The 23,112-nt window shown below is 57.2% G+C and carries 22 protein-coding genes and 1 tRNA gene; 14 read left to right on the top strand and 9 right to left on the bottom strand.

The window, feature by feature from the left end; translation table 11 throughout:
- The first annotated feature begins 5 nt into the window (after positions 1-5).
- A complete protein-coding gene (locus FOY56_RS00665; RefSeq protein WP_146343855.1) occupies positions 6-650 on the top strand; it encodes a GntR family transcriptional regulator in 645 nt (214 codons plus the stop codon).
- On the opposite strand, the gene FOY56_RS00660 is transcribed toward FOY56_RS00665, so the two are convergent.
- Both FOY56_RS00660 and carA read right to left on the bottom strand, forming a co-directional pair.
- Positions 651-2,534, bottom strand: coding sequence for a glycosyltransferase (locus tag FOY56_RS00660; protein WP_146343854.1), 1,884 nt, complete (start codon positions 2,532-2,534; stop codon positions 651-653).
- Positions 2,535-2,615: 81 nt separating this feature from the next.
- Entirely contained in the window at positions 2,616-3,782 is a 1,167-nt protein-coding gene (carA, locus tag FOY56_RS00655) for a glutamine-hydrolyzing carbamoyl-phosphate synthase small subunit (RefSeq protein WP_146343853.1), read from the bottom strand.
- A 183-nt stretch (positions 3,783-3,965) separates the two neighbouring features.
- On the opposite strand from carA, the gene FOY56_RS00650 reads away from it, so the two are divergent.
- Positions 3,966-4,439, top strand: a complete 474-nt coding sequence (locus FOY56_RS00650) for a GatB/YqeY domain-containing protein (protein ID WP_146343852.1) — start codon at positions 3,966-3,968, stop codon at positions 4,437-4,439.
- A 57-nt stretch (positions 4,440-4,496) separates the two neighbouring features.
- On the opposite strand, the gene FOY56_RS00645 is transcribed toward FOY56_RS00650, so the two are convergent.
- From FOY56_RS00645 to ctaD, 4 genes are all read right to left on the bottom strand, one after another.
- Positions 4,497-4,877 (bottom strand): lysozyme inhibitor LprI family protein, encoded by a 381-nt coding sequence (locus FOY56_RS00645; protein WP_281288792.1) that lies wholly within the window; start codon positions 4,875-4,877, stop codon positions 4,497-4,499.
- A 334-nt stretch (positions 4,878-5,211) separates the two neighbouring features.
- Positions 5,212-5,526, bottom strand: coding sequence for a hypothetical protein (locus tag FOY56_RS00640; protein ID WP_146343850.1), 315 nt, complete (start codon positions 5,524-5,526; stop codon positions 5,212-5,214).
- 127 nt (positions 5,527-5,653) lie between these two features.
- On the bottom strand, positions 5,654-6,181 hold the full coding sequence (locus FOY56_RS00635) for a DUF2244 domain-containing protein (RefSeq protein WP_342779767.1): 528 nt from the start codon (positions 6,179-6,181) through the stop codon (positions 5,654-5,656).
- A gap of 206 nt (positions 6,182-6,387) precedes the next feature.
- Positions 6,388-8,061 carry a cytochrome c oxidase subunit I gene (ctaD, locus tag FOY56_RS00630; RefSeq protein WP_146343849.1) on the bottom strand — a complete coding sequence of 558 codons (1,674 nt, stop codon included), beginning with the start codon at positions 8,059-8,061 and terminating at the stop codon, positions 6,388-6,390.
- 589 nt (positions 8,062-8,650) lie between these two features.
- On the opposite strand from ctaD, the gene FOY56_RS00625 reads away from it, so the two are divergent.
- From FOY56_RS00625 to FOY56_RS00615, 3 genes are all read left to right on the top strand, one after another.
- On the top strand, positions 8,651-9,811 hold the full coding sequence (locus FOY56_RS00625; RefSeq protein ID WP_146343848.1) for an iron-containing alcohol dehydrogenase: 1,161 nt from the start codon (positions 8,651-8,653) through the stop codon (positions 9,809-9,811).
- A gap of 319 nt (positions 9,812-10,130) precedes the next feature.
- On the top strand, positions 10,131-10,553 hold the full coding sequence (locus FOY56_RS00620; RefSeq protein WP_146343847.1) for an HIT family protein: 423 nt from the start codon (positions 10,131-10,133) through the stop codon (positions 10,551-10,553).
- 383 nt (positions 10,554-10,936) lie between these two features.
- Entirely contained in the window at positions 10,937-12,607 is a 1,671-nt protein-coding gene (locus FOY56_RS00615) for a bifunctional helix-turn-helix transcriptional regulator/alpha/beta hydrolase (RefSeq protein ID WP_146343846.1), read from the top strand.
- A gap of 6 nt (positions 12,608-12,613) precedes the next feature.
- Here FOY56_RS00615 and lipB read toward each other — a convergent pair whose 3' ends face one another.
- Positions 12,614-13,267 carry a lipoyl(octanoyl) transferase LipB gene (lipB, locus tag FOY56_RS00610; protein ID WP_146343845.1) on the bottom strand — a complete coding sequence of 218 codons (654 nt, stop codon included), beginning with the start codon at positions 13,265-13,267 and terminating at the stop codon, positions 12,614-12,616.
- Between the two features lie 113 nt (positions 13,268-13,380).
- Here lipB and FOY56_RS00605 point away from each other — a divergent pair, with 113 nt between their 5' ends.
- The 4 genes from FOY56_RS00605 (at position 13,381) to FOY56_RS00590 (ending at position 17,824) form a co-directional block, all read left to right on the top strand.
- Positions 13,381-15,009, top strand: a complete 1,629-nt coding sequence (locus FOY56_RS00605; protein ID WP_146343844.1) for a peptidoglycan-binding domain-containing protein — start codon at positions 13,381-13,383, stop codon at positions 15,007-15,009.
- 148 nt (positions 15,010-15,157) lie between these two features.
- Positions 15,158-15,244 (top strand) — tRNA-Leu (locus tag FOY56_RS00600).
- Between the two features lie 173 nt (positions 15,245-15,417).
- Positions 15,418-16,463, top strand: a protein-coding gene (locus FOY56_RS00595) for an IS3 family transposase (protein ID WP_146343843.1) whose coding sequence is annotated in 2 segments (ribosomal slippage) — positions 15,418-15,679 and positions 15,679-16,463 — 1,047 coding nt in all. Because the reading frame shifts where the segments join, the coding sequence is not laid out codon by codon here.
- 272 nt (positions 16,464-16,735) lie between these two features.
- Entirely contained in the window at positions 16,736-17,824 is a 1,089-nt protein-coding gene (locus FOY56_RS00590; RefSeq protein ID WP_146343842.1) for a hypothetical protein, read from the top strand.
- On the opposite strand, the gene FOY56_RS00585 is transcribed toward FOY56_RS00590, so the two are convergent.
- Complete coding sequence (locus tag FOY56_RS00585) at positions 17,821-18,573, bottom strand: creatininase family protein (protein ID WP_146343841.1); 753 nt, start codon at positions 18,571-18,573, stop codon at positions 17,821-17,823. The two genes, FOY56_RS00590 and FOY56_RS00585, sit on opposite strands and share 4 nt — an antisense overlap.
- Before the next feature lie 62 nt (positions 18,574-18,635).
- On the opposite strand from FOY56_RS00585, the gene FOY56_RS00580 reads away from it, so the two are divergent.
- On the top strand, positions 18,636-19,244 hold the full coding sequence (locus tag FOY56_RS00580; RefSeq protein ID WP_146343840.1) for a helix-turn-helix domain-containing protein: 609 nt from the start codon (positions 18,636-18,638) through the stop codon (positions 19,242-19,244).
- Between the two features lie 39 nt (positions 19,245-19,283).
- Here FOY56_RS00580 and FOY56_RS00575 read toward each other — a convergent pair whose 3' ends face one another.
- A complete protein-coding gene (locus tag FOY56_RS00575; protein WP_146343839.1) occupies positions 19,284-20,054 on the bottom strand; it encodes a transporter substrate-binding domain-containing protein in 771 nt (256 codons plus the stop codon).
- Between the two features lie 123 nt (positions 20,055-20,177).
- On the opposite strand from FOY56_RS00575, the gene FOY56_RS00570 reads away from it, so the two are divergent.
- Genes FOY56_RS00570 through FOY56_RS00555 form a run of 4 tightly spaced genes read left to right on the top strand, consistent with a single transcriptional unit; the run spans position 20,178 to position 23,111 of the window.
- Entirely contained in the window at positions 20,178-20,918 is a 741-nt protein-coding gene (locus FOY56_RS00570; RefSeq protein WP_146343838.1) for an amino acid ABC transporter ATP-binding protein, read from the top strand.
- A 9-nt stretch (positions 20,919-20,927) separates the two neighbouring features.
- Complete coding sequence (locus FOY56_RS00565; RefSeq protein ID WP_146343837.1) at positions 20,928-21,686, top strand: amino acid ABC transporter permease; 759 nt, start codon at positions 20,928-20,930, stop codon at positions 21,684-21,686.
- Positions 21,687-21,696: 10 nt separating this feature from the next.
- Positions 21,697-22,041, top strand: coding sequence for a carboxymuconolactone decarboxylase family protein (locus FOY56_RS00560; RefSeq protein ID WP_146343836.1), 345 nt, complete (start codon positions 21,697-21,699; stop codon positions 22,039-22,041).
- The gene (locus tag FOY56_RS00555; protein ID WP_146343835.1) at positions 22,041-23,111 is read left to right on the top strand and encodes an aromatic ring-hydroxylating dioxygenase subunit alpha; all 1,071 of its coding nucleotides are present in this window, start codon (positions 22,041-22,043) and stop codon (positions 23,109-23,111) included. The genes FOY56_RS00560 and FOY56_RS00555 overlap by 1 nt, the downstream gene beginning before the upstream one ends.
- Position 23,112: the final 1 nt, after the last annotated feature.

Raw genomic sequence — 23,112 nt, 5'->3', positions numbered from 1 at the left:
ACAAAATGAGCCAGACCAGAGCCCCGTCCAAAGACGCATATACCCAGATCCTCGAAGCGATCGATGTGGGTGTGTACAAGCCCGGCGATCGTTTGGTCGAAAGCGAACTGGCCGAGCGACTTGGTATGTCACGCACGCCAATTCGTGAGGCTTTACAAAGGCTTGAAACGCAATCTTTACTTGAGCGCGATGGCCGGTCGCTGATTGTGGCGACGTTGGATCACAACCAGATGGCCGAACTCTACGTGGTGCGGCGCGAACTGGAAGGGCTTGCCGCCCGGCTTGCTGCGCGCCACGCGACCGAAGAAGAAGTCGAAGTTTTGCGCGGCATGGTGCGCGACGATAACGCACTGGTCGGTGACCCGGTGGCGCTTAGCCGGGCCAATCGCCGGTTTCACAAACAGATCCATCTGGCCTCTCATAACCGATATCTGGTACAGCAACTGGATCTGGTGCACCGGACAATGGCCTTGATGGCGACAACCTCTCTGGCCGCACAGGGCCGGGGCGAGATTGCGCAGGAAGAACATGCAGGGATCGTTTCAGCCATCTCGGCGCGTGATGAAGATGCAGCTGACAAGGCGTTGCGCGACCACATCTCAATCGCGTTCATGACGCGCCTGAAACAGGATGCAGACGCACGCGACTGATCACGATACGGAGGGGTCTTCTTCAGCTTGCCCGTGCTGGGTCTTGTCCCAGTAGAACGGGATAAACACCAGCTCATACAATGCCTTGTACCCGGCCAGCACCCCAAGTGGCAGATAGAACATCATCGTTGGCACCCATGGGATCAGGAACCGACGTTGCGCGGTCGAAACGGCCGCCATTCCGATCGCGTTCGACAGAATTTCAACAGTCACGAACAGCCCGACCGAAATCGACAACAGGCCTGTGGGCACCGCGCTCTGAACCGGATGCCACACGCCGAACGCCATCAGCCACATCGTCCAAAGCAACGGGGCCAGCAGGAACTGGCCCAGAGTGCCCAAAAAGAACGCCTGAAAGCCAAAAAACCGCCACGGCCCAAGATCGCGCAGCAATTGCAGCGGATTTCGCATGTGCACCAGATAGGTCACCATGAACCCCTTCAACCACCGTGACCGCTGTTTGACCCAGGGCCAGGCGCGGCAGTTGGCTTCTTCATAGGTCACCGTGTCGATCAGCTCGGTCCGGTACCCGGCCCGGCACAGACGCACCCCCAGATCGGCATCTTCGGTGACATTGTGAGCGTCCCATCCCCCCAGTTTGACCAGGGTGCGGCGTCTGAAAAACAGCGTCGTGCCACCAAGGGGAACCACAAGGCCCAGGCGGGCAATGCCGGGCAGCACAATGCGAAACCAGCTGGAATACTCGATGGTGAAACACCGCGCCCGCCAGTTGGTGCGCGGGTTATAGAAATCCAGGATCCCCTGAAGGCAGGCAACGGTGTCACCGGCTTGCGCAAACCGGTGGACCACCCGTTCGATCTGATCCGGCACCGGGGCGTCCTCGGCGTCCCAGACCCCGACAATCTCGCCTTTGCAGAAATCCAGCGCATAATTCATCGCCCTTGGTTTGGTGGTCAGCCCGCCATGCGCCGGAACTTCGATGACGCGCATCCAGTGGGGCAGGTCGGTTTTTGACAGCGTCTGCCGGGTGATGTCGTCATGTTCCTCAAGCACCAACAGAACCTCAAGCAGCTCTTTGGGATAGGTCAGGCGGGTCAGGCGGTTGACCAGCGCCCCGGCAATTTCGCGTTCGTGATACAGCGGCACCAGCATCGAGACTTTCGGAAGCCTGACCTCGGTCTGGGCAACCTTTGGCGATCCGTGGGCATTCAGATACACACTGTCCAGCATATGCCCTAGCAAACCGGCCAGTTTGAGTCCGGTGAACAAAAGCATCGTCAACACGGCCGCAGCCGTTGCAATCGTTAGACTGGACAGCGGCGCGAGGATGGCCAGCAAGATCCCAAGGCAGGCAACCAAGGCCAGCGGCAGGCGGTTTTCCAGCGTCCATGTCCGGCAACTGAAACGTTCCGGAACCCGCGTATTGGCGCCTTGCGCCAGAGTATCGCGAAACAGGCGGGCCGTGCATCGCGCGATGTCTGTGTCATCGGCCAGCACCGGCACGATCACATCGGCGCTGCCTGCCAATGCAGCCTTGACCGCGTCGAATTGGTCAGGCCGCGACGTCGCGATCATCAAAACGGAACTGATGCGCGCCCATGGAAGCACGCCATGCTGGATCCAGAAACTGACCGGCTTCAGATCGATCAGGCCCGGTTGCGGGGCGTCAGCAGCAAGCGAGATTTTCTGCAATCCGTGCTGTTCGGCCAGGGCAACATCAATGGCGTTGCTGTTGCTCCAGCCTTGCGCGCACAGGATCTCTCCCAACAACGCCTGCTGACGTTTCTGCAGCTTAAGCGCCTTGATCAGCTGATCCTGCGAAATCTCTCCGTTATCAACCAGAACACGGCCCAACGGCCGTCGCGGCAAGGCGGGCTGAATCGCCAGGTCAGGGGAAATCAGCCGAAGGTTCTGATCGCTCATCTCGGGTATCCGGGGCCGTTACGCCCCGAAAGAGTTGAGCCTTTACAGTTAACTGGCGGTTAACTGTAAAACGAATTGCACTCAGGCAGGGGCTTTGCGGTGCGCCATTGCATCAGCAAACCGCTCAAACAGATAAAAACTGTCTTGCGGGCCCGGGCTGGCTTCGGGGTGGTGCTGAACCGACCAGACCGGGCGGTCAGACATGCGGATACCGCAATTCGATCCGTCAAACAGCGACCGATGCGTTTCAACAACGCCATTGGGCAAGGTCTGGGCATCAACTGCAAAGCCATGGTTCATCGACGTGATCTCGACTTTGCCAGTATCGACATCCTTGACCGGATGGTTGGCACCGTGATGGCCGTGATTCATTTTTACGGTTTTTGCACCCAAGGCGAGCGCCAGCATTTGATGTCCAAGACAAATACCAAAAACCGGCAGGTCGGTGTCATCCAGGATCTGTTTGATCATGGGAACCGCATATGCGCCGGTGGCCGCAGGGTCGCCGGGACCGTTCGACAAAAAGACACCATCGGGATCATGCGCCAGCACATCTTCCGCCGTTGCTGAGGCCGGCAGAACCGTCACGTCGCACCCTGCCGAGGCAAGGCAACGCAGGATGTTGCGCTTTGCGCCATAGTCAATTGCAACGACCTTATGCTGGGGGGCTGTCTGACGTGGGTAGCCATCCGGCCAGGCCCACCGCATCTCGTCCCAGCGATAAGACTGGGCACAGGTGACGTCTTTGGCCAGGTCCATACCTTCAAGGCCAGCAAAACCGCGCGCTGCCGCCACCAGTTTCGCAATGTCGAAGTTCCCCTCGGGGTCATGGGCCAGCGCCACATGCGGTGCACCTTGCTGACGGATTGCGCGGGTCAGCCGACGTGTGTCGATGCCGCCAATGGCGATCCGGCCCCGGCTTTCCAGCCAGGCTTTCAGCGTTTCTGTGCTGCGCCAGTTGCTGGGTGTTGTCGGATCCCACTTGACGACCATGCCCGCAGCCACCGGATCGGCGGTTTCATCATCCTCCGCGTTGACGCCGACATTGCCGATATGTGGGAAGGTGAACGTGACGATCTGCCCGGCATACGAGGGATCCGTCATGATCTCCTGATATCCGGTCATCGCGGTGTTGAAACACAGCTCGGCAACGGTCTGTCCGGTGGCGCCGAACCCAGTGCCATAGAACACGGTACCATCTGCCAGCGCCAGGCAGGCTGTGGGCTTGGACGGGGCATTATGGGCCATGACGCGACTCTCCTGTGGGACAAATTGTCGGATAGGTAAGGGCAAGCGTGCGTGGGGTCAAGTCTGCGTGTTTTTTGGGACATTGTTATTTATCAATAACTTAGATGGAAATGCAATGCTTGTGCCAAGGTTTCGCTTTCGATAAGGTCGGGAACCTGAGCTTCCATGGGGATGGATGAACGGATGGATATGAGAACACGAGTCAACACGGCTCTAAAACAGGCAATGAAGGAAAAGGCAGCGACTCGTCTCTCGACGTTGCGCCTGATCAATGCCGCTATCAAAGACAAGGATATCGCCGCCCGCGGCGAGGGTCTGGATGTTGGTGTGAACGACGCCGAAGTCCTTGCGATCCTTTCGAAAATGACCAAGCAAAGGCAGGAAAGTGCCCGCGCCTATGAAGAGGGCGGGCGGCTGGATCTGGCCGAACGCGAGCTTCAGGAGATTCAGGTGATTGAAGAGTTTCTGCCCAAGCAGCTGAACGAAGGCGAAATCGACAATGCCATCGTCAAAGCGGTGACGGACACGGGTGCGTCATCGATTCGGGACATGGGCAAGGTCATGGCGGCGCTGAAAGGCCAGTACAACGGCCAGATGGATTTCGGGAAAGTCGGCCCGATGGTCAAAGATCGGCTGTGCACGCACACCGCGCCATAGCCAACCACCCGCCTTTGAGTGTCAACGCATGCGATCGGTGGAATCTGCCGGTCAAAATCAGTTGGCCAATTGCATCAAAACGTCCGTTCGCGCCCGGGTCAGGCTGATCCTGCACCCCAGTATGGCGATGCCGGTACCTGACCCTCCTCCAAACGTTTTGCCAACAAACTCACAATGTGCGTCCCGATACGCGGCCCAAGCGTCCTGGGCCGTGTCCAGCGCTTTTGCGGCTTCAGGGCGGCCAGTGACTTCATCAAGGCTTTCAGCGGATTGCCTGGCAAAGGACAAGGCCAGCGCCAATGCGGCTTGCGTGCCTTCGTCAGCTTTGGTCATGCAATTGCCGATTTCAACCTGGCTCGAGGCTTGGGTGCTGCACTCCAATGAGGGGTCAGCAAAGCATGGAATGGCAAGGACAGTTGATGCGGTGACTGCGATCACCCTGAACGAGGGGAACATTGATTATCCTTCTGGAAAGCTGTTCCAAACATCAGCACATTTCCCGCGCCAAGTCACTATAAGTCGGTCTGATGGTTAAGACCCGGCTATGTGCCAACAGCGGTGCTGGCTGCTAAAAGACCATACCCGGCGAATTCAAGAGGTTGGGTTGGAGGCTTTTCTGGCGTCGGTCTAGGGTGTTCTAGCGTGGAAACGCTCGCTTTTAGAAAGATCGAGGAGGTTTTGGCGCGACTAAGAACTGCCAAACGTCTGGTTCAATGACTCAGAGTGGCAAACTAGGTCAGGAACTGTCCATTGATGCCGTCCTGAATGACTTTTAAAAAATTTTTTCACGATCGCTCTCGCATATCTCAGCTTTCTTGGCAGGGTCGGAAAGCTCGTCTTTCATAAACACACTGGCTCTGTCGAAAATTTCATTGATTCTGGTCACACCCTCATCCGTGACGCCTTTTTCATCCTGCACGTATATGATGAAGCGGTTTTGAAACGCGTCTGCGCCATTTACCCCGCAAACGGTGCCCATGGAGGACAGCGCGGCCATTGCAAGGGCATTTTGTTCGTTTGTTCGGTTAAGTGGGGAAGTTGTCGGGCTGCAAGCCACAAGGACCATAGCAGAGATTGAACCGGTCAAGATCCTGGAAACGGTGCTCAGATTCTTTAGCTCCGAAGCAAACCAACTGCTTTTGCTGCACTTTGGTGCCGCAATCTCGCAAAATTCCATACCGATGCGAATTAGCGTCAGAAACCGTTAAGACGGGCTAACGTGGAACTGTGGTCGGACCGCGTGGCTCGTTTGGGCGTATCTCGCGGATCAGATCGTCATATAGTTCGATCCGCTCATCCTCGGAAAGGAAGGCGCCGATCTCGACTTCGCGGCCACCCCCTCTAAGCGTAACGTAGTAAGGAACGGGGCCGCCTTTCTTGTGCATCTCGGGCGTGGCCCAGTACCGATTGCAGTCCCATTCCTGGGTTTCCCCATTCGGGTTGCGACGCACAAGATGCGCCGTGTCATGGGTCAGCGTCAGCACTTCCATGATCCGCCTATCATGATAGCTGCGATTCAGGGCATACCAGATGCCGGCCACCGCCAGCATGGCGAAAGGCAGGATGCCCCAGAATGCGACAGATCCCAAAAGCCCGAACAGCGGGATCGTGATCAGCAAATACACACTCATCACGACCACGGCCAAACCCTTGGGAGGAAGGGATTGGTGCGGCCACACATGCAACTCACGTGTGTCCGAAGGGGTGTCGGGTTTGATCCAGTCATATGGCATATCGCGCATGTATTTAGCACGTCGCTGTACCGAGGCCAGTTGAGAAAAAGGTCACCGGGGCGAAAAAACCACAGGCGGGCAAAAACCTGCCTGTGCAGGATCAGACCGGACCACAGCTGATCAAACAATGACGTCTTGTCGGGGCAGGTGACGCAGGCCATCCAAAAAAAGGCCCCGCACAATGGCGGGGCCTTTCTTCGATCTGCAGGGGCCGCTTAGTGTGCGTGGCCCTTGTCCCAGTCTTCCTGCTTCGGCAGCTGCTCGAACGTGTGCTCAGGCGGCGGCGAAGGCAGGGTCCATTCCAGCGTGTCCGCGTATTCGTTCCAATAGTTGTTCTCGGTGATTTTCGCGCCGCGCAGCAAGGCGTGGAACATGATACCGAAGAACAGCAGGAACGAGGCAAACGACAGCAAGGCGCCATAGGACGAAACCTTGTTCCAGTATGCGAAGGCTTCCGGATAGTCGATGTAACGACGCGGCATGCCCTGACGACCCAGGAAGTGCTGAGGGAAGAAGGTCAGGTTTGCGCCGATAAAGAACGTCCAGAAGTGCACGTGTGCCCAGAACTCGTTGTACTGGCGACCCGTCATCTTGCCGAAGTAGAAGTAGATGCCAGCGAAAATCGCGAACACGGCACCCAGGCTCATCACATAGTGGAAGTGCGCAACGACATAGTAAGTGTCGTGATAGGCCCGGTCCACGGCGGTCTGCGACAGAACGATGCCGGTCACGCCACCCACGGTGAACAGAACCAGGAAGCCCAGTGCGAACATCATAGGTGCCTTGAACTCAAGCGAACCGCTCCACATCGTGGCAATCCAGCTGAAGATCTTGACGCCTGTCGGCACCGCGATGACCATCGTTGCCAACATGAAGTACGCCTGTTGGTTCAGCGACATGCCGACGGTGTACATGTGGTGCGCCCACACGACAAAGCCCAGTGCGCCAATCGCAATGATCGCCCAGACCATCGGCAGATAGCCGAACACCGGCTTGCGCGAGAACGTGGCGATCACGTGGCTGATGATACCAAAGCCCGGCAGGATCACGATGTACACTTCGGGGTGACCAAAGAACCACAGGATGTGTTGGTACAGGACCGGATCGCCGCCACCGGCAGGATCAAAGAACGTAAAGCCAAAGTTGCGATCCATCAGCAGCATGGTGATGGCGCCCGCCAGAACCGGCAGCGACAGCAAGATCAGCCAGGCTGTGACAAAGATCGACCACGAGAACAGCGGCACCTTGAACAGGGTCATGCCGGGGGCACGCATGTTCAGGAAGGTGGTGATCATGTTGATCGCACCCAGGATCGACGAGGCACCCGAAACGTGCACCGCGAAGATCGCCAGATCCATCGACATGCCGCCCTCGGTGGTGGACAGAGGCGGGTACAGAACCCATCCGACGCCCGATCCAAGCTGGTCGTTACCACCGGGGCTCAGCATCGAAGCCACACCCAGCGATGTCCCGGCCACATACAGCCAGAACGACAGGTTGTTCAGCCGCGGGAACGCCATATCCGGCGCGCCGATCTGCAGCGGCATGAAATAGTTGCCGAATCCGCCGAACAGCGCGGGAATCACCACGAAGAACATCATCAGAACGCCGTGATAGGTGATTAGAACGTTCCAAAGGTGCCCGTTGGGGGTACATTCAGCCCCACCGCCGCCAAACATGCGGAAGCCTTCGAGGCACATGTACTGAACGCCGGGATCCATTAGCTCCAAGCGCATAAATACGGTAAAAGTAACGGAAATCAGACCTACGATCGCCGAAACGACCAGATAAAGGATGCCGATATCCTTGTGGTTCGTAGACATGAACCAACGGGTAAAGAAACCGCGCTCGTCTTCATGCTCGTGCCCGTGAATGGCTGCGTCTGCCATTGGGTGCCTCCTGTTGCGTGGGGCGCACGCAAAAAGCCTGAAGCGCGCGCGAATTCATGCAAGTTTTAGAATGCTGAGCGGGGTGCTTCAATGGTCGAATTTGATATGGATCAAGATAAATTGACGCGCCTCCTTGAACCGCGCCGTCGTTTGCCTGCTCAATCGGCACCTTCGTCCTGTGCGGATCTTGGTGATCGACGCTGTGAAAACCCGTGCCAAGCCCTTAACCGCCGCGTGATCGGCCAGACTTGCAGGGGTCTTCTTATCCGTCGGCTCTTGTTCGGTCTGTCAAATCAGGCGTTCGGCGAAACGGGCAAAGGCCCGGGCCCCTGCACAATGACCATGCATTCTTAATGAGTACGGGCTTGTTTTGGGGTTTCTTGTCCGCATTCTTTCTTACAAGATGACGCTTGCAGCCAGATCTTCGATGGAAGTCACCCCAGAGAATGTGCCGACCCAAATTTTGATTTGAGACCCAAGACTTCAAGAAGCCGACCGCATCTGACTGCTTCGTTCTGCGCTGACGACTACCGCGCCCCTCACAATGACCACCCGGGCCTTCGAGTCATGATCTTCAAGGAATTCCACTGTGACGCCATTTAATTTCAACACTTCACCAAGCATTCGTTTTGGCCCCGGGCTTCTGGATCAGCTTGGCGACATCGTCAAAAATGAAATTGGCACGCGCGTGCTGCTGGTCACAGACCCCGGCATGATGGCAACCGGCATCGTCGACCGCGCCCTGGCCGCGTTAAACAGCGCCGGGGTCGTGGTCACTTTGTATCAGGACGTCAAAGCCGACCCGCCAGAAAATGTTGTCACGTTTTGCGCAGATGCCGCCGTTGACAGCGGGGCACAGGGCGTTGTCGGGCTTGGCGGGGGATCGTCGCTTGATGTTGCGAAACTTGCGGCTCTGCTGGCCACTGGCAATCAAACCCTCAAGGATGCCTATGGCGTCGGCAACGCAAAAGCGCCGCGCCTGCCATTGATCCTGGTTCCGACGACATCCGGCACCGGGTCCGAGGTCACTCCGATTTCGATTGTCACAACCGGCGAAAGCGAAAAAATGGGTGTTGTTTCCCCCGTGATCTTGCCGGACATCGCGCTGCTTGACCCGGAATTGACGCTTGGCCTGCCGCCCCATATCACGGCGGCGACCGGGATCGACGCCATGGTGCACGCGATCGAGGCCTTCGCCTCCGCAAGCCCCAACAACAATCCAATTTCGCGAAACCTCGCGACCGAGGCGCTTAGGTTGATGGGCGCCGCGCTTGAAACCGCCGTACATACCGGCGCGGATTTGTCTGCGCGGTCCGACATGTTGCTGGGGTCCATGATGGCGGGGCAAGCCTTTGCAAATTCTCCTGTCGCGGCGGTGCACGCCCTGGCTTACCCACTTGGCGGCCATTTCCATGTGCCGCATGGCCTGTCGAATGCACTGGTGCTGCCGTATGTGTTGCGGTTCAACGCCGAAGTCGCGCCAGAGCCCTACGCTCGGATGGCACCATTTGCGTTCCCCGAACTCGGGAGGATTGAAAACGAACAAGAGCGCGCCATGGCATTCTGCGAGTCAATGGCAGCATTGTCGAAACGATGCGGCCTGCAACAAACCCTGCGCGAAATGGATATCCCCCGGGACGTCCTGCCCAGATTGGCAAGCGATGCGATGAACCAAACCCGTCTGCTCGTGAACAATCCACGTGAGCTTACCGAAGCTGACGCACTCAATATTTATGAAGCCGCCTGGTAGGCCCAGCGAGACCTTATTGGATACGTCGTCCGGACGTCTCGCAAGATCGAAGACCGCAAAATGTTCTGGAGCATCGCCAACTGATCCGGGCGCTTCTTTGTTGTTTTCGCTTGCGGCCTCACCCTCGGCGATCCGAAGTCGTCAGAGGGGGCCTTTGCGGGATCGCGTTTTGTACAAAACGGAACATTGCATCGAATTTGATAGTACAAAACGGTCAAAACCCGGCATTTCCGCGTCCGCATTGAACCCGGTGTTGCTTGACCCTTTCTGACGGCTGGCCCACAACTCGGGCAACAGTCTGAAAGAACGGATGCCCGATATGACTTACGACCCCGACAACATCTTCGCCAAGATCCTGCGCGGCGAAATTCCGTCGACTCAAGTTTATGAAGACGACGATACGCTTGTGTTCATGGATATCATGCCGCGCGCCGATGGGCATTGTCTGGTTATCCCCAAAACGCCTTGCCGCAATGTGCTGGATGCCTCGCCCGAGCAGCTTCTGGCGTGCATGAAAACCACGCAAAAGATATCGCAAGCCGCGATGGCCGCCTTTGATGCTGGAGGAGTCACGATCCAGCAGTTCAACGAAGCCGTTGGCGGACAGGAAGTGTTCCACCTGCATTTCCATATCCTGCCGCGTCACGACGGTATCAAGCTGCGTCCACCGGGCAAAATGGAAGACGCGGATGTCATCGCGGCCAACGCCGAAAAAATCTGCGCCGCACTGGCAGAGGGATAGGGGGTTTCGGTCGTGAGGGCTGGTAACCGCCCAAAAGCCTTTTAGATTAAGAAATTGTCGCCCCGGATTTCCCGGGGCGACAGAAGGCTGTCAATCCACTCACGGAAGCGGCATGCCCTTTGGGGAGGGAAACCACTGTATACCATTACGAAATTGCGTAACGGCAAGAGATATATGGCTGATGTCGCTTCTGGGGCGCATGACCCATTTGGGCTAAGTTTGCCGCAAAAGGTTAATTTCGCAAAGTTTGTGTCCGGTTCCAGGCAGTCAGTATATAGCCGGAGGGCCGCAATATAGACGGTGAAGCATCAAACACCCGTTCGCTTGACGCTACGCGGGAAAGGGTTATCGCGGCAGTCTATGAGACGGTAATCAACCCAAGCTTGTTCGATTCGTTTCTGGACATCTGGGCGGACCATATCGAAAGCTCGATTCATGCGCCGTTTGACCAGGACGGCGATCGGTTGATGCACCTCGAAGACGCCATGGATGTCGACAGCCCGGGCCGGGACGCCGAATTGCAGGCGCATTTTGCCCGTGCCTATCAGATTTTGGAACAGGTCGGACGAAAGATCCCAATCCCCGGCATCCGCAAACAGGTTTCTGCGGCCCAAACCCCATTGCTGGCCGTTGGTCCCGACGGAACAGTGACGGCACGCAGTCCGGCCTGCAGCGGATGGCTGGCAGATTTGACAGACGCGGATGAGATCCGCTCAAACCTGACGGCTCATTCGCAACAGGTCTTGTCAGACCTGATCCGCGACCTTCAATCCGCAACTCTGCCGTCCCGGGCGCCTGCGGTTCTCACGACGGGTCGAAGCCCCCGGCACCTTGTCGTTCGGGCTGTCACTGCACCTGGTGCGGATCGCGATGAACACGCGCTTCTGATCGAACCGCTGGACTTCCAGTGGTCCCCGCAGGCGGGCGACATGCTGGTAAAGTCCTTTGGCCTTTCCCCTGCAGAGGTCGAAATCGTGCGCCATCTCATGACGGGTAAAAGCCTACGTGAAATTGCCGGTGAGATGGGGAAATCCGAACATACTGTTCGCAATCAATCTAAGTCGATCCTGTCCAAATCCGGGGCGCCGGGGCAGGTGGAACTGATCCGTCTGGTGGCCTTCTTGATCAACGAAGAGGCCCGGACCGGTGATCGCGCCGGTAAAACCGCATTGCGTGACGAAAGCTTTGCCGCGCGGGATGGCCGCAGGGTGCAGTTGTTTCGGGCCGGGCGTGCAACGGGCCGTCCGCCTATCATTTTCTTGCACGGGATGCTGGATGCAGTCGCGGTGCTTGAATACCTGTCGCCGCAGCTGGTTGCACGAGGGTATGAGGTTTTGGCGCCCATGCGACCCGGGTTTGGGCAATCCGATCCGGTCCTGCGCCCCGAAACCATCATGGATGTGGTGACCGATCAAATCGCAGAGCTGATCGATCGTGAAAACCTTGATCGTCCAATCATCGTTGGGCATTTGGCAGGCGGTATTTATGCGCATGTTCTGGCGCATCGGTTGCGGGACAGGGTAACCGGGGCCGTCGCGATCTCGAGTGGTGTGCCCATTGTCAGGCTGTCTGACATATCCTCGATGACCAAACGGGTCCGGATCATGGCGTATACAGCACGGTTCACGCCAGCCTTATTGCCAGCTGTGTTGCGCGCAGGAATCGCGATGATCGACAGCGAAGACATCGACGCTTTTATTGATGCGCAGTTCCCGGACGATACGATGGATAGGGCAACAATCCGACACCTGGAACTTGGCCCGTGGTTACAGTCGGGGTATCGCATGTCCGTCAAGCAAGGGGCAGTCGGGTTCGCCTCGGACAGCTATTGGACAGTGCGCGATTGGGGGCCATTGATCACAGGCGAGGCCGCTCCGGTGATATATCTGCACGGCGCGGGTGACCATGTGAACCGGTTTGAACGCATGCAAGCGGGGCTGAAGGGGCGAAAGGGCGTGGACCTGAGGATAACCGAGGGTGTCGGCCAGTTGCTGTTCTATGAACGCCCGGACCTTGTCTTTGCTGCCATAGACGATCTATCGGGCGAACAGTAACCGGAGTTAAACGTCACCCAACAGCGTTTCAAAGGTCTTGCGCAAGGCAACATCCAGATCCTCCATGGTTACCGGAAGCCCGAGATCGACAAGGCTGGTCACGCCAAACTCGGTGATACCACAGGGTACGATACCGGTAAAATGGCTGAGATCCGGTTCCACATTAATCGATATCCCGTGGAAACTGACCCATTTGCGCAACCGAATTCCGATGGCGGCAATTTTGTCTTCGGCTTTCTTGCCGGTGACTGTCATTGGCTTGTCATCCCGTTCGATCCAGACACCGACGCGGCCTTCGCGGATGTGTCCGGTCAGATTGAATTCGGCCAACGTGGCAATCACCCAGTTTTCCAGCATCTCGACAAACCGGCGCACATCGCGTCCGCGTCGGTTCAGGTCCAGCATTACATACACAACCCGCTGACCGGGTCCATGATAGGTATATTGTCCGCCGCGCTTTGACTCATACACCGGGAACCGGTCCGGATCTGTAAGGTCGGTTGGCTTGGCGCTGGTGCCGGCGGTGTAAAGCGGCGGGTGTTCGACCAGCCAGATGCATTCATCGGCATCCCCGGTCGCAATGGCCGCAGCGCGATCTTCCATGAACGACACAGCATCTTCATAGCCTGTCAGCCCATCCGAAATGATCCATTCCACCATTTTCTAGCCTTTGACCAATGTATGCACGGGGAATGTGAACTTTTTCACTCACTTCCTGACGCAGATTCGGTTAATCTGATTCCATTACGGGACCTTAATAGGGATCAGATAGAATGTTTACAAAGTCAGTTAAAACGGTATTCGTCGCCGTCCTGATTGCGAATGGTGCCTGGGCACCCGCACGGGCGGACAACCTTGGAGCGGCGATTGTCGGAGGCATTATTGGCGGCGCCATCGTTCATGGCGCAAACAAGAGCAAGAAGAAAACCTACAGTTCGAAGAAAAGCTATTCTTCGACGTACTCAGCGCAGCGGCAACAAAACCGTGAGATGCAGACCGCGCTGAACTATTTCAGCTTTCCGGCAGGTTCGCCCGATGGGGTGATCGGCGGGCGCACCCGAACGGCGGCCTCGCAGTATCAGCTGTTCATGGGCTATCCGGCCACAGGAACGCTGACCCAGTACGAACGCGACTTTCTGGTTGCCTCTATGAACCGGGCGCAGATCGGTGGACCCGAGGTAATCAAGGCGATGCAAGGGCCGGGTGGAGTTCGCGGCCTGTTGCTGACCTGGCGCGACGAAGCCGCCGGTATCCGCACGGCGTCCAGCAATTATGGCGGCCTGCCGACCGAGGTCAGCCAGGCCATTGACGAAATCGCCGACAGTTCCGAACCCAGTGCCGAACAGTTACTGCAGCGCTCGGGCTTTCTGTTGCTGGCGGACATGAATGGCGACGGCAAGAACGACTATGTGCTGGACACATCTGTGACGGGCAGTTCGTTCTGGTGCGGGGCCTCGCATTGTTCAGTGATGGTCTTTACCTCGACGCCGCAAGGATATCAGCGCAGCGACTTTCAGGCGCGTGGCGTGACCACGGCCAGCTTTTCATGCCATCAAAGTGTTTGTCGTTTGAACGAAACGCCACAAACTCAGCTGGCAGCGGCACAGGTTCCGGCCCAACCGGTTCCGGTGCAACCTCAGCAAGCCAATCCGCCGACCACCATGGCCGCTGCCGAACAGCCTGCGGCAGGCCTGCCGGTGTTCAGCATGGCCGGTGACGAAGCTCCTCAGGCCTCGCTTGCAAGCCGGTGCAGCAAGGTCAGCCTGCTGACCAACACCAATGGCGGCTATGTCACTTTGGCCAGCATGACCGACCCTGAACTGGCACTGGGCGAACAATTCTGCCTGACCCGCACGTATGCGATCGGGGCAGGGGAGAACATGATCGCCAAGGTACAAGGCGCCTCACAGGATCAGATCGATGCCCAGTGCGACGGGTTTGGCCCCGTGTTGGAGCCGTTCGTGGGCAGCCTGACCAGTTCCGACAGCCAGTCCGTGCGCGGTAACGTCCAGAAATTTGCGTTGAATTCGAACATGTCGCTGGAGCAATTGGCGACGACCGGCAAGATCTGCCTGTTCTCGGGCTATCGTCGGGACAAGATGAACGTCGCGCTGGGCTCGGCCCTGGTGCTGGTCGGGATCGGCGAGACGCCGTATGCAGAACTCATTGGCCATCATCTGTCGCAGGGTTTCGGTGTCGCACAGTCGTCTGAGCGCGCACAAGATTGGTACGCCATGGCTGTCAGCGCATTGGAGACAGGGGCTGAGCCCGTCTTTGCCCCCGGTCAGCCCGAACGTGTGTCCCTGATCAAAGCGGCTGCTCAGGGTCTGACCGGTACGCCGCAAGCGGCAATTCCGGCCCCCAGCGCGGTCTCGGCCTTGCCGACATTCAGCCTCGACTGAGGACGGGCAAATCTGTTGCAAGACGAAGGACCGGCACACTGTGCCGGTCCTTTGGTTTTTCGATCGTCGTGAAACCGGAAATCCCGACAATTGCCTCTTCACAACGACGAAACGCTCGTCTATACGCCCCACACCTACCTGATCACGTGCGGTCGTGGCGGAATTGGTAGACGCGCAGCGTTGAGGTCGCTGTGGGGTAACACCCGTGGAAGTTCGAGTCTTCTCGACCGCACCAAATATAAATAAATAGGTTACAAAATCATAGCTTTAGTGATGCATCTGATTTTTGTTCCCACCATATTCCCAAAAACTTGACCGTATCATAAGTGCTCTGCCCCCTGAAAACTGGATCGTTTGAAGCTGGAGTTTTCCGCTAAGTTTTCCTGGCTGGGAGAGGAGCGGAATCGCATGAAAGCATCGAAGTTCACGGAGGCACAGAAGGCCTTCATTCTGAAGCAAGGCGATCAAGGCACGCCAGTCGCGGAGATCTGTCGCAAAGCGGGGATCAGTCAGGCGACGTATTTCAACTGGAAGAAAAAGTATGGCGGGCTGCTGCCGGACGAGATGCGCCGGCTGAAGGCGCTTGAGGACGAGAACACGCGACTGAAGAAGATCGTGGCCGACCTGACGCTTGACCGTGAGATGCTTCAAGACGTCATTCGCCGAAAGCTCTGAAGCCTGGCCGTTTGCGCGAAATAGTGACCGGGATGTGCGTCGACTGGGGCGTGTCGATCCGGAAGGCCTGTGGGGCCATCTGCTTAGACACGTCCACCTACCACTACAAGTCCCGGCGGACGGACCAGGCTGCCGTCGAGAGACGGATCAAGGAGATCGCAGAGACGCGTGTGCGCTATGGCTATCGACGTGTTCACGTTCTGCTGCGACGGGAGGGATGGGTGATCAACATGAAGAAGACCCGCAGGATTTACAACGAGTTGGGCCTGCAACTCAGGAATAAACACCCGAAGCGCCGGGTAAAGGCAAAGCTGCGGGAGGATCGTCAGGAAGCCGTCGGACCGAACGATGTCTGGGCGATGGACTTCGTCCACGACCAGCTCGCTCTTGGCAAGAAGCTCCGCATCCTGACCGTGGTCGACACGCATTCCCGGCTCTGTCCGGCGGCCGATCCACGTTTCTCCTATCGTGGCGAGGATGTCGTGCAGACGCTCGAACGGGTTTGTGGGAAGATCGGCTATCCTAGGACGATACGAGTCGATAACGGCAGCGAATTTATCTCACGCGACCTTGATCTCTGGGCCTATGCCAATGACGTCACACTGGACTTCTCACGGCCGGGAAAGCCCACCGACAAAGGCTTCATCGAGGCTTTCAACAGCAAGCTAAGGGCGGAATGCCTGAACACACACTGGTTCATGAGCCTTGCGGATGCCCGTGAAAAGCTTGAGGATTGGCGTAGCCACTACAACGAGGACAGACCCCACAGCGCGATCTGATACAACGTCCCGATTGCAATGCATTATCCCGATGGCGCCACCAGCCCGTCATCGTGAAAGAGCCGGAAAAACCCAGCTTCCGGCGGTCCAAGGTTGGGGAGCAGTGCACAGACCCGCAAACTCTCCTTATGAATGAGGGAGCATCGGGGGGCAGGTCACGGGAACGACCCCACGAGGAAGTCTGGAGCCTGAGCCTCGCCCAAGCTGAGCGAAAAACTGTATCCAATGGGATCATTTCAAGCAAAGCTGCGTCTGCGATAGCGTGAGTTCAGATGACAGATTCGATACAGAGCGACGGGGTGCGAAATATGCTGCAAAACTGCGGCAAGGCGCAACCCGGTCAGCATCTTCTGGTGGCTTTTGAGCCTGAAAGCCATGGCTATTACGATCAAAAGGTTGTCGATCTGGTGTCCGCCGAAGCGGCGAAGATGGGGCTGACTGTCAGTCGGCTGGATGTTGGGTTTGACCCACATCGCCCGGCGATGTCACAACAGCTTTCAAAGCGGATCATTGATGCCGACATCGTTGTTTTTCTGGCGCGACTGGGCGATCAGCTTAGGTTTTCGGAAATGCCGCAGGGGACCACAATCATCAACAGTTACACCCTGAACGCCCATCTTTTGCAGTCGACCTTCGCCAGCGCGCATTATGATGCTTTTGTTGCGCTGAAAACAGCAGTTGACCGATGTATTGCCAGATCAGATCAGATTACTGTGACCTGCCCGGCAGGGACAGCTTTTGAAGGCAAATCCGACCTGAAGGGTGCGTCTGCAGTGGACACCACATTAAGGCGGTTTCCGATGTCGGTCTTCTCACCCGTACCAGCGGCGGAGTTTTCAGGGAAAGTCGCATTGGGAGGTTTTCTGACAGGAACCGGGTCTCGTTACTATGACAAGTACACGGTTGAATTTGACGGCCAGGTTTTTGCGATCTTTGAAAACGGTAGATTGAGCGGGTTTGAAGGAGCCCCGCATGACACCGCAAAGGCAAACGCGCACTACGACCGGGTCTCGTCGCTTTTTGAAATTGACAGGAATTTTGTGCACTCCTGGCATGCGGGTATTCACCCTGGGTGCGGGTTTCCCTGGGCATTGCAGCAGGATTATCTTCAATGGGGCGGTGCGGCATTTGGCAATCCGCGTGTGCTGCATTTTCATACCTGTGGAGCTTATGCGCCCGGTGAGATTTCGTGGAATGTCTTTGACCCTACCATTGAAATCGACGGTGTCCGCCTGTGGGATCACGGGCGGTTTCGGGCGGATCGGCTTGAGGAAGGGCCGGGTATACTGGACAGGTATCGTTGCGCGGCTGAGGTGTTTGAAAACCCCGACCGTAACATCGGGCTGGCGGACACCCGTTAGGTTTGGTCGCGCCGGCGTTCTGCCTCAAAGGCCGTGAACTCATCCGCGATGGATTGCGCTGCTGCCTCTAACAATCGTGCTCCGTCTTCCGGTGTGGCCAAAGCTGAATGCGATCCGACCCGGCCATCGGGAAACGCGGCGCGATGCTGGTCGGGGGGGCCATGTTTGTCGCCGCTATGCGCCCGGATGAAATCCAGGCTCAGTTTCTGGGGCGGTTTCGCGGCGTCCCCGGCAGTGCGCGCTCCGTGCAAGGCCTGCGTGATTGCGACTTCGGACGGCGTTGCGTGCATGCCTTCCCAATCTCCGTAGAGGTCGTGCCGCATTTGGCTGACAGCTGCCGGGCTCCACCAGCTTTGCACGCGTATCGCACGGTTGGGCAATGCGGTTGCTGCCTGTCTGATCGGCTCAAGGTTGGCCCCGTGTCCGTTCACGATGAACACGCCAAGAAAACCCTGATCCAAAAGCCCGCGGCAGATCTGTTCCACAAGCTCAGTCATCAGCTTTGACGTGATCGAAACGGTTCCCGGAAAGGCCGTGTTGAAAGGCGCGGGCGTGTAAGACACCGTGGGTGCAACAATGGCGCCGATCTTGTCAGCCGCCGCTTCCGCAATGGCGGCGGCACAGATCGCGTCGGTTCCGATCAATCCCATTGGGCCGTGCTGCTCGATCGAACCAACTGGCAACAGCGCGCAGACGCCGCGCGACAGCTGCGCCTCAACTTCGCGCCATGTCATCAAGCTTAGCAACACGTTGATCCATCCTTTAACCCGCCTTGCTTCCACAACCCGGTGCAAGTGACTAAGTTAGTTTCATGGAACGCGTCAAAAAACCAGATCAGGGGACACCGCCGCTGGATGTTGTCGTTGGGCTTGCGGTCAAGATGCACCGCAGTTTGCTGGATCTGACCCTTGCAGAACTGTCCGAAAAGGCCGGTGTGTCTGCCGCGATGATTTCCAAGATCGAGCGGGGACAGGTGTCTGCATCCCTTGCAACGTTAGAGGCCTTGGCCGCCGGAATTGGGGTGCCCCTTGTCAGCTTTTTTGCGCAAACAATTGGTCGTACAGATGTGTCTTTCGTTCCCGATGGCGAAGGTATCACCGTCAAGCGGCTGGGCGACGGGTTTGGACATGTTTACAAGATGATAGGCCGTGCCAAAGCCAGCCATCTCGGGTTGGAAAGCCACCTTGTGACGTTGGAACAGCCGTTGCCCAAAAGACCGATGTATCAACATCAGGGGGTCGAGTTCATTCATGTGGTCGCTGGACAGATGGTGTATCGGTGTGGAGATACTACGTTTGATCTGGGGCCCGGTGACAGCCTGTCCTATGATTCAAGCACGCCACATGGAGCGGTCAATCTGCTGACGGATACGGTCACGTTCATTTCTGTGGCCTGCCACAATGAAACCGATGGGGGGTGAGCGGCAGATAGCTTTGCAACCTGCCGCTCGTCTTGAAAATCAAAGGCCCCATTTGGCCTTGTTGGCGTCAAAGAACCCTTTGGCTTGCTTAACTTTGACCCAGTTGTTCACGTAGTTGATCCAGACTTGGTCAGTCTGCGGCAACAGCATCGCGATGGGCGAAGGCGACCGGGCCTCGGCCCCTTCAACACGGGCGACCCCGAACTTTTCTTCCAGCGTGGATCCTTCGATGTTCGAGGTGATAAACACGTCTGCCCGTCCGGCCAGTACTTCCTGATAGCCGCGTGCCGGGGCCTCAACGACTTTGATGTCGGCATTGGGATACCAGTCGCGAACCAGCTTTTCGAATGTGGTACCCAGTGTTGTGGCCACCTTCACGCCAGGTTGATTGATCGCGTCATGATCGGCAAATTTGCCGGCGTTTTCCTTGGCCGTGAACGGATAGATCTCGACCGAGATATAGCTTTCGGAGAAACCGGCGGCTTTCATCCGCGCCGGCGAGATTGAGGCAGAGCCGGTGATATGGTACTGGCCTGCAACCACGCCATTCACGAGGGTCTTCCAATCGGTGGGGACGAATTCGACCTCGACGCCCAGATCCTTGGCAAGCTCGGTCATGATGTCGATGTCGAACCCTTTGTAACTGTTGGTCGCCGGGTCGCGCACGCTCATCGGGTTCCAGTCTCCGGTGGTTCCGACCTTCAGAACGCCGTCGCTCAGGATCTCGTTCAGGGCTGACTGCGCCTGCGCAGCGCCAGCCAGTGCAATCCCGACAACAGCGGCAGCCGCCGCGTTGAAAAACTTGTTCATGTTTCGCTCCTGTTGGGTATGTCCGGTTTTTTGTCTTGTGAGTTATAGTGGCTTGAACGGGACTGGATTTCAAATAAACTAACAGGAAAAATATCCACCCATAGTGAAAATGACGGTGAGACGATGTCCAAGACAGCTATTGAACTCGTCGATGTGAACAAGTGGTTCGGTTCATTTCACGTTCTCAAGAACATCAACCTGACCGTGGATACCGGTGAAAAGGTCGTGATCTGCGGGCCGTCAGGTTCAGGAAAATCGACTGTGGTGCGCTGCATCAATCGGCTGGAAGAACACCAGAAGGGCACGATCCGGCTGGACGGGCGGGAACTGACAAATGACCCCAAGTCCATCGCCTCTATTCAGGGCGAGATCGGTATGGTGTTCCAGCAGTTCAATCTTTTTCCGCACCTCAGCGTGTTAGAGAACCTGATTTTGGGTCCGATGAAAGCGCGGGGGCAAAGCCGGGCAGATGCCGTGGAAAAAGCCCGCCACTACCTGGCGCGCGTACGCATTCCCGATCAAGCCGACAAGATGCCCGGGCAGCTTTCGGGGGGGCAGCAACAGCGGGTCGCCATCGCGCGTTCGCTGTGTATGGAACCCAAGGTGATGTTGTTCGACGAACCAACCTCGGCGCTGGATCCCGAAATGATCTCGGAAGTGCTGGACGTGATGGTTGAACTGGCGCTGGACGGGATGACGATGGTGGTTGTGACCCATGAAATGGGCTTCGCGCGCAAAGTGGCTGACAAGATTGTCTTCATGGATGAAGGCGAAATCGTCGAACACGCCGCGCCCGACATGTTCTTCAGTCAGCCCAAGTCCGAGCGGTGCCGGACCTTCCTTGGTCAAATCCTGCAGCATTAGGGACAGAAAATGAAATCTATCGGTCTTTTGTGTCTGCTGCTGCTAGGGCTTGGCGGGTGTTCGTCCGGAACCTGGGGGTGGTATGTCATTGACCCCACCACCAAGAGCGGCTGGGTCAACATCAAGTTCCTGATCTCGGGCATGGGCGACACCATCCTGATTTCGATTATCGCGGCGGCGATTTCCATCGTTCTGGGGTTGATCGTGGCCTTGCCCGGCCAGTCGTCGAAACGCGGATGGCGCATTGTGAACCGGGTGTATGTCGAATTCATACGCTCGATCCCGTTGCTGCCGATGCTGTTCTGGGTGTTCTACGGGCTGCCGATCATCTTCAAATCCATGGGCCTGAACATCCCGATTGATCCGTTCTGGGGCGCAATCATCACGCTGGCGGTGTCTGACAGCGCCTTCACCGCCGAAATCTATCGGTCGGGTATTCAGTCCATCGCGAAGGGGCAGAAGGAAGCTGCACAAACCATTGGCCTGAACTATGCGCAAACCATGCGCTATGTGATCCTGCCGCAAGCGATCCGCCGCATTCTACCGCCATTGGCCAACCAGTTTATCTATATCGTGAAGATGAGTGCCTTTGCCTCCGTGATCGGCATGCAGGAACTGACGCGCCGGGCCAACGAACTTGTCGTGACCGAATACAGACCGCTGGAAATCTATTCACTTCTCATCGTCGAATACCTGATCCTTGTGCTGGTGATCAGTGCCGGTGTGCGCTGGCTGGAACGCCGCATGGGATCTGACGAGCGCCTATAAGGAGACCAAGATGGACTGGAAAAACTTCATGGCCGAAACCGAGGCCGACCTGGCGACCTTTTCGAAAGAGGTGCCGCAGACCGTCAAAGGGTTTGGCCAGATGGGGCAGGCGGCAAAGGCGGACGGCGCACTGAGCGAAAAAAACAAAGAGTTCATCGCCCTGGGTATTGCCGTCTCGACCCGCTGCGACAGTTGCATCGGCTTTCACGTCCGGTCTCTGGTGCGGCTGGGGGCCACGCGGGACGAGATGTGCGAAGCCCTGGCAATGGCAACCTACATGGGCGGCGGCCCGTCTTATGCATTCAGCGCGAAGGCATTGAAGGCCTATGACGTCTTCACACAAGGGGCCACGTGATGCGCCCGGATCTGGCCGGGACCGACGGGTATATCCGCAACTGTTGGTATGTTGCCGGCCGCAGCGAAGATTTTGGCCGCACCCTGACAGCCCTTACGATGCTGGAAGACGAGGTCGTGATCTATCGTGATACCAAGGGAAGGGCGGTGGTTCTTGAAGACTCATGCCCACATCGAAAGTTGCCGTTGTCACGCGGGTCGATCGAGGGCGATCATGTGGTCTGCGGCTATCACGGTCTGACGTTCGACTGTACCGGGGAATGCGTGATTGCCCCAACTCAACTCGATAACCCGCCGCGCCGTGCCGCTGTGCGATCTTACCCGACAAGCGACCGGTGGGGGTTTTTGTGGGTTTGGATGGGGGATCAGGACAAAGCGGATCCAGCGCAGATCATAGACATTCCCAATTTCGATAATGCCGAATGGGGCAAGACGCCCAAGGGGGCCGTGTCGATGACCTGTCACTATCTTTATATCATCGACAACTTGCTGGATCCCAGCCATGTCGCCTGGGTTCACCTGACGTCTTTTGCCGGGGCTGGCACAGACAATCGCCCGCTCGACATCGAAGAGATCGACGGCGGCGTGATCGTTTCGCGCTGGATCTTGGCTGAACCGCCGCCGCCGTATTACGAAAACATGCTGCCGTTTGGCCCGACCTGTGATCGTAAACAGCATTATGAATGCAGGCTGCCGGCCACGGCGATCAACATGTCGGTGTATACGCCTGCGGGCGAAGGCGGGTCCGGCAAGCCGCAGTCGCCCAACGCGTTCGTCAACATCTCGTATAACTTCATCACGCCAATTGATGCGACGTCGTCGATGTATTTCTGGTTCCAGCACCGCAACATGCATGCCACCGACACCGCCTTGTCAGACCAGATGTTCGCAGGCGCCAAAATGGCCTTTCAAGAGGACAAGGACGTGCTGGAACAGGTGCAAATTGGCATGGACAAACGCAAAGGCGGTTATCTGAACCTTGGCCTTGATGCAGGTGCAATGCGGTTTCGTAATCGGGTTGCAAGAACAATCGCGGGCGAAACAAACACCTCGCCGGAAAGGGACGCCTGAC

It is taken from the genome of Falsiphaeobacter marinintestinus (assembly GCF_007923355.1).
GTDB classification, from domain to species: Bacteria; Pseudomonadota; Alphaproteobacteria; order Rhodobacterales; family Rhodobacteraceae; genus Phaeobacter_A; species Phaeobacter_A marinintestinus.
This window is presented reverse-complemented; position numbering and strand designations above follow the sequence as displayed.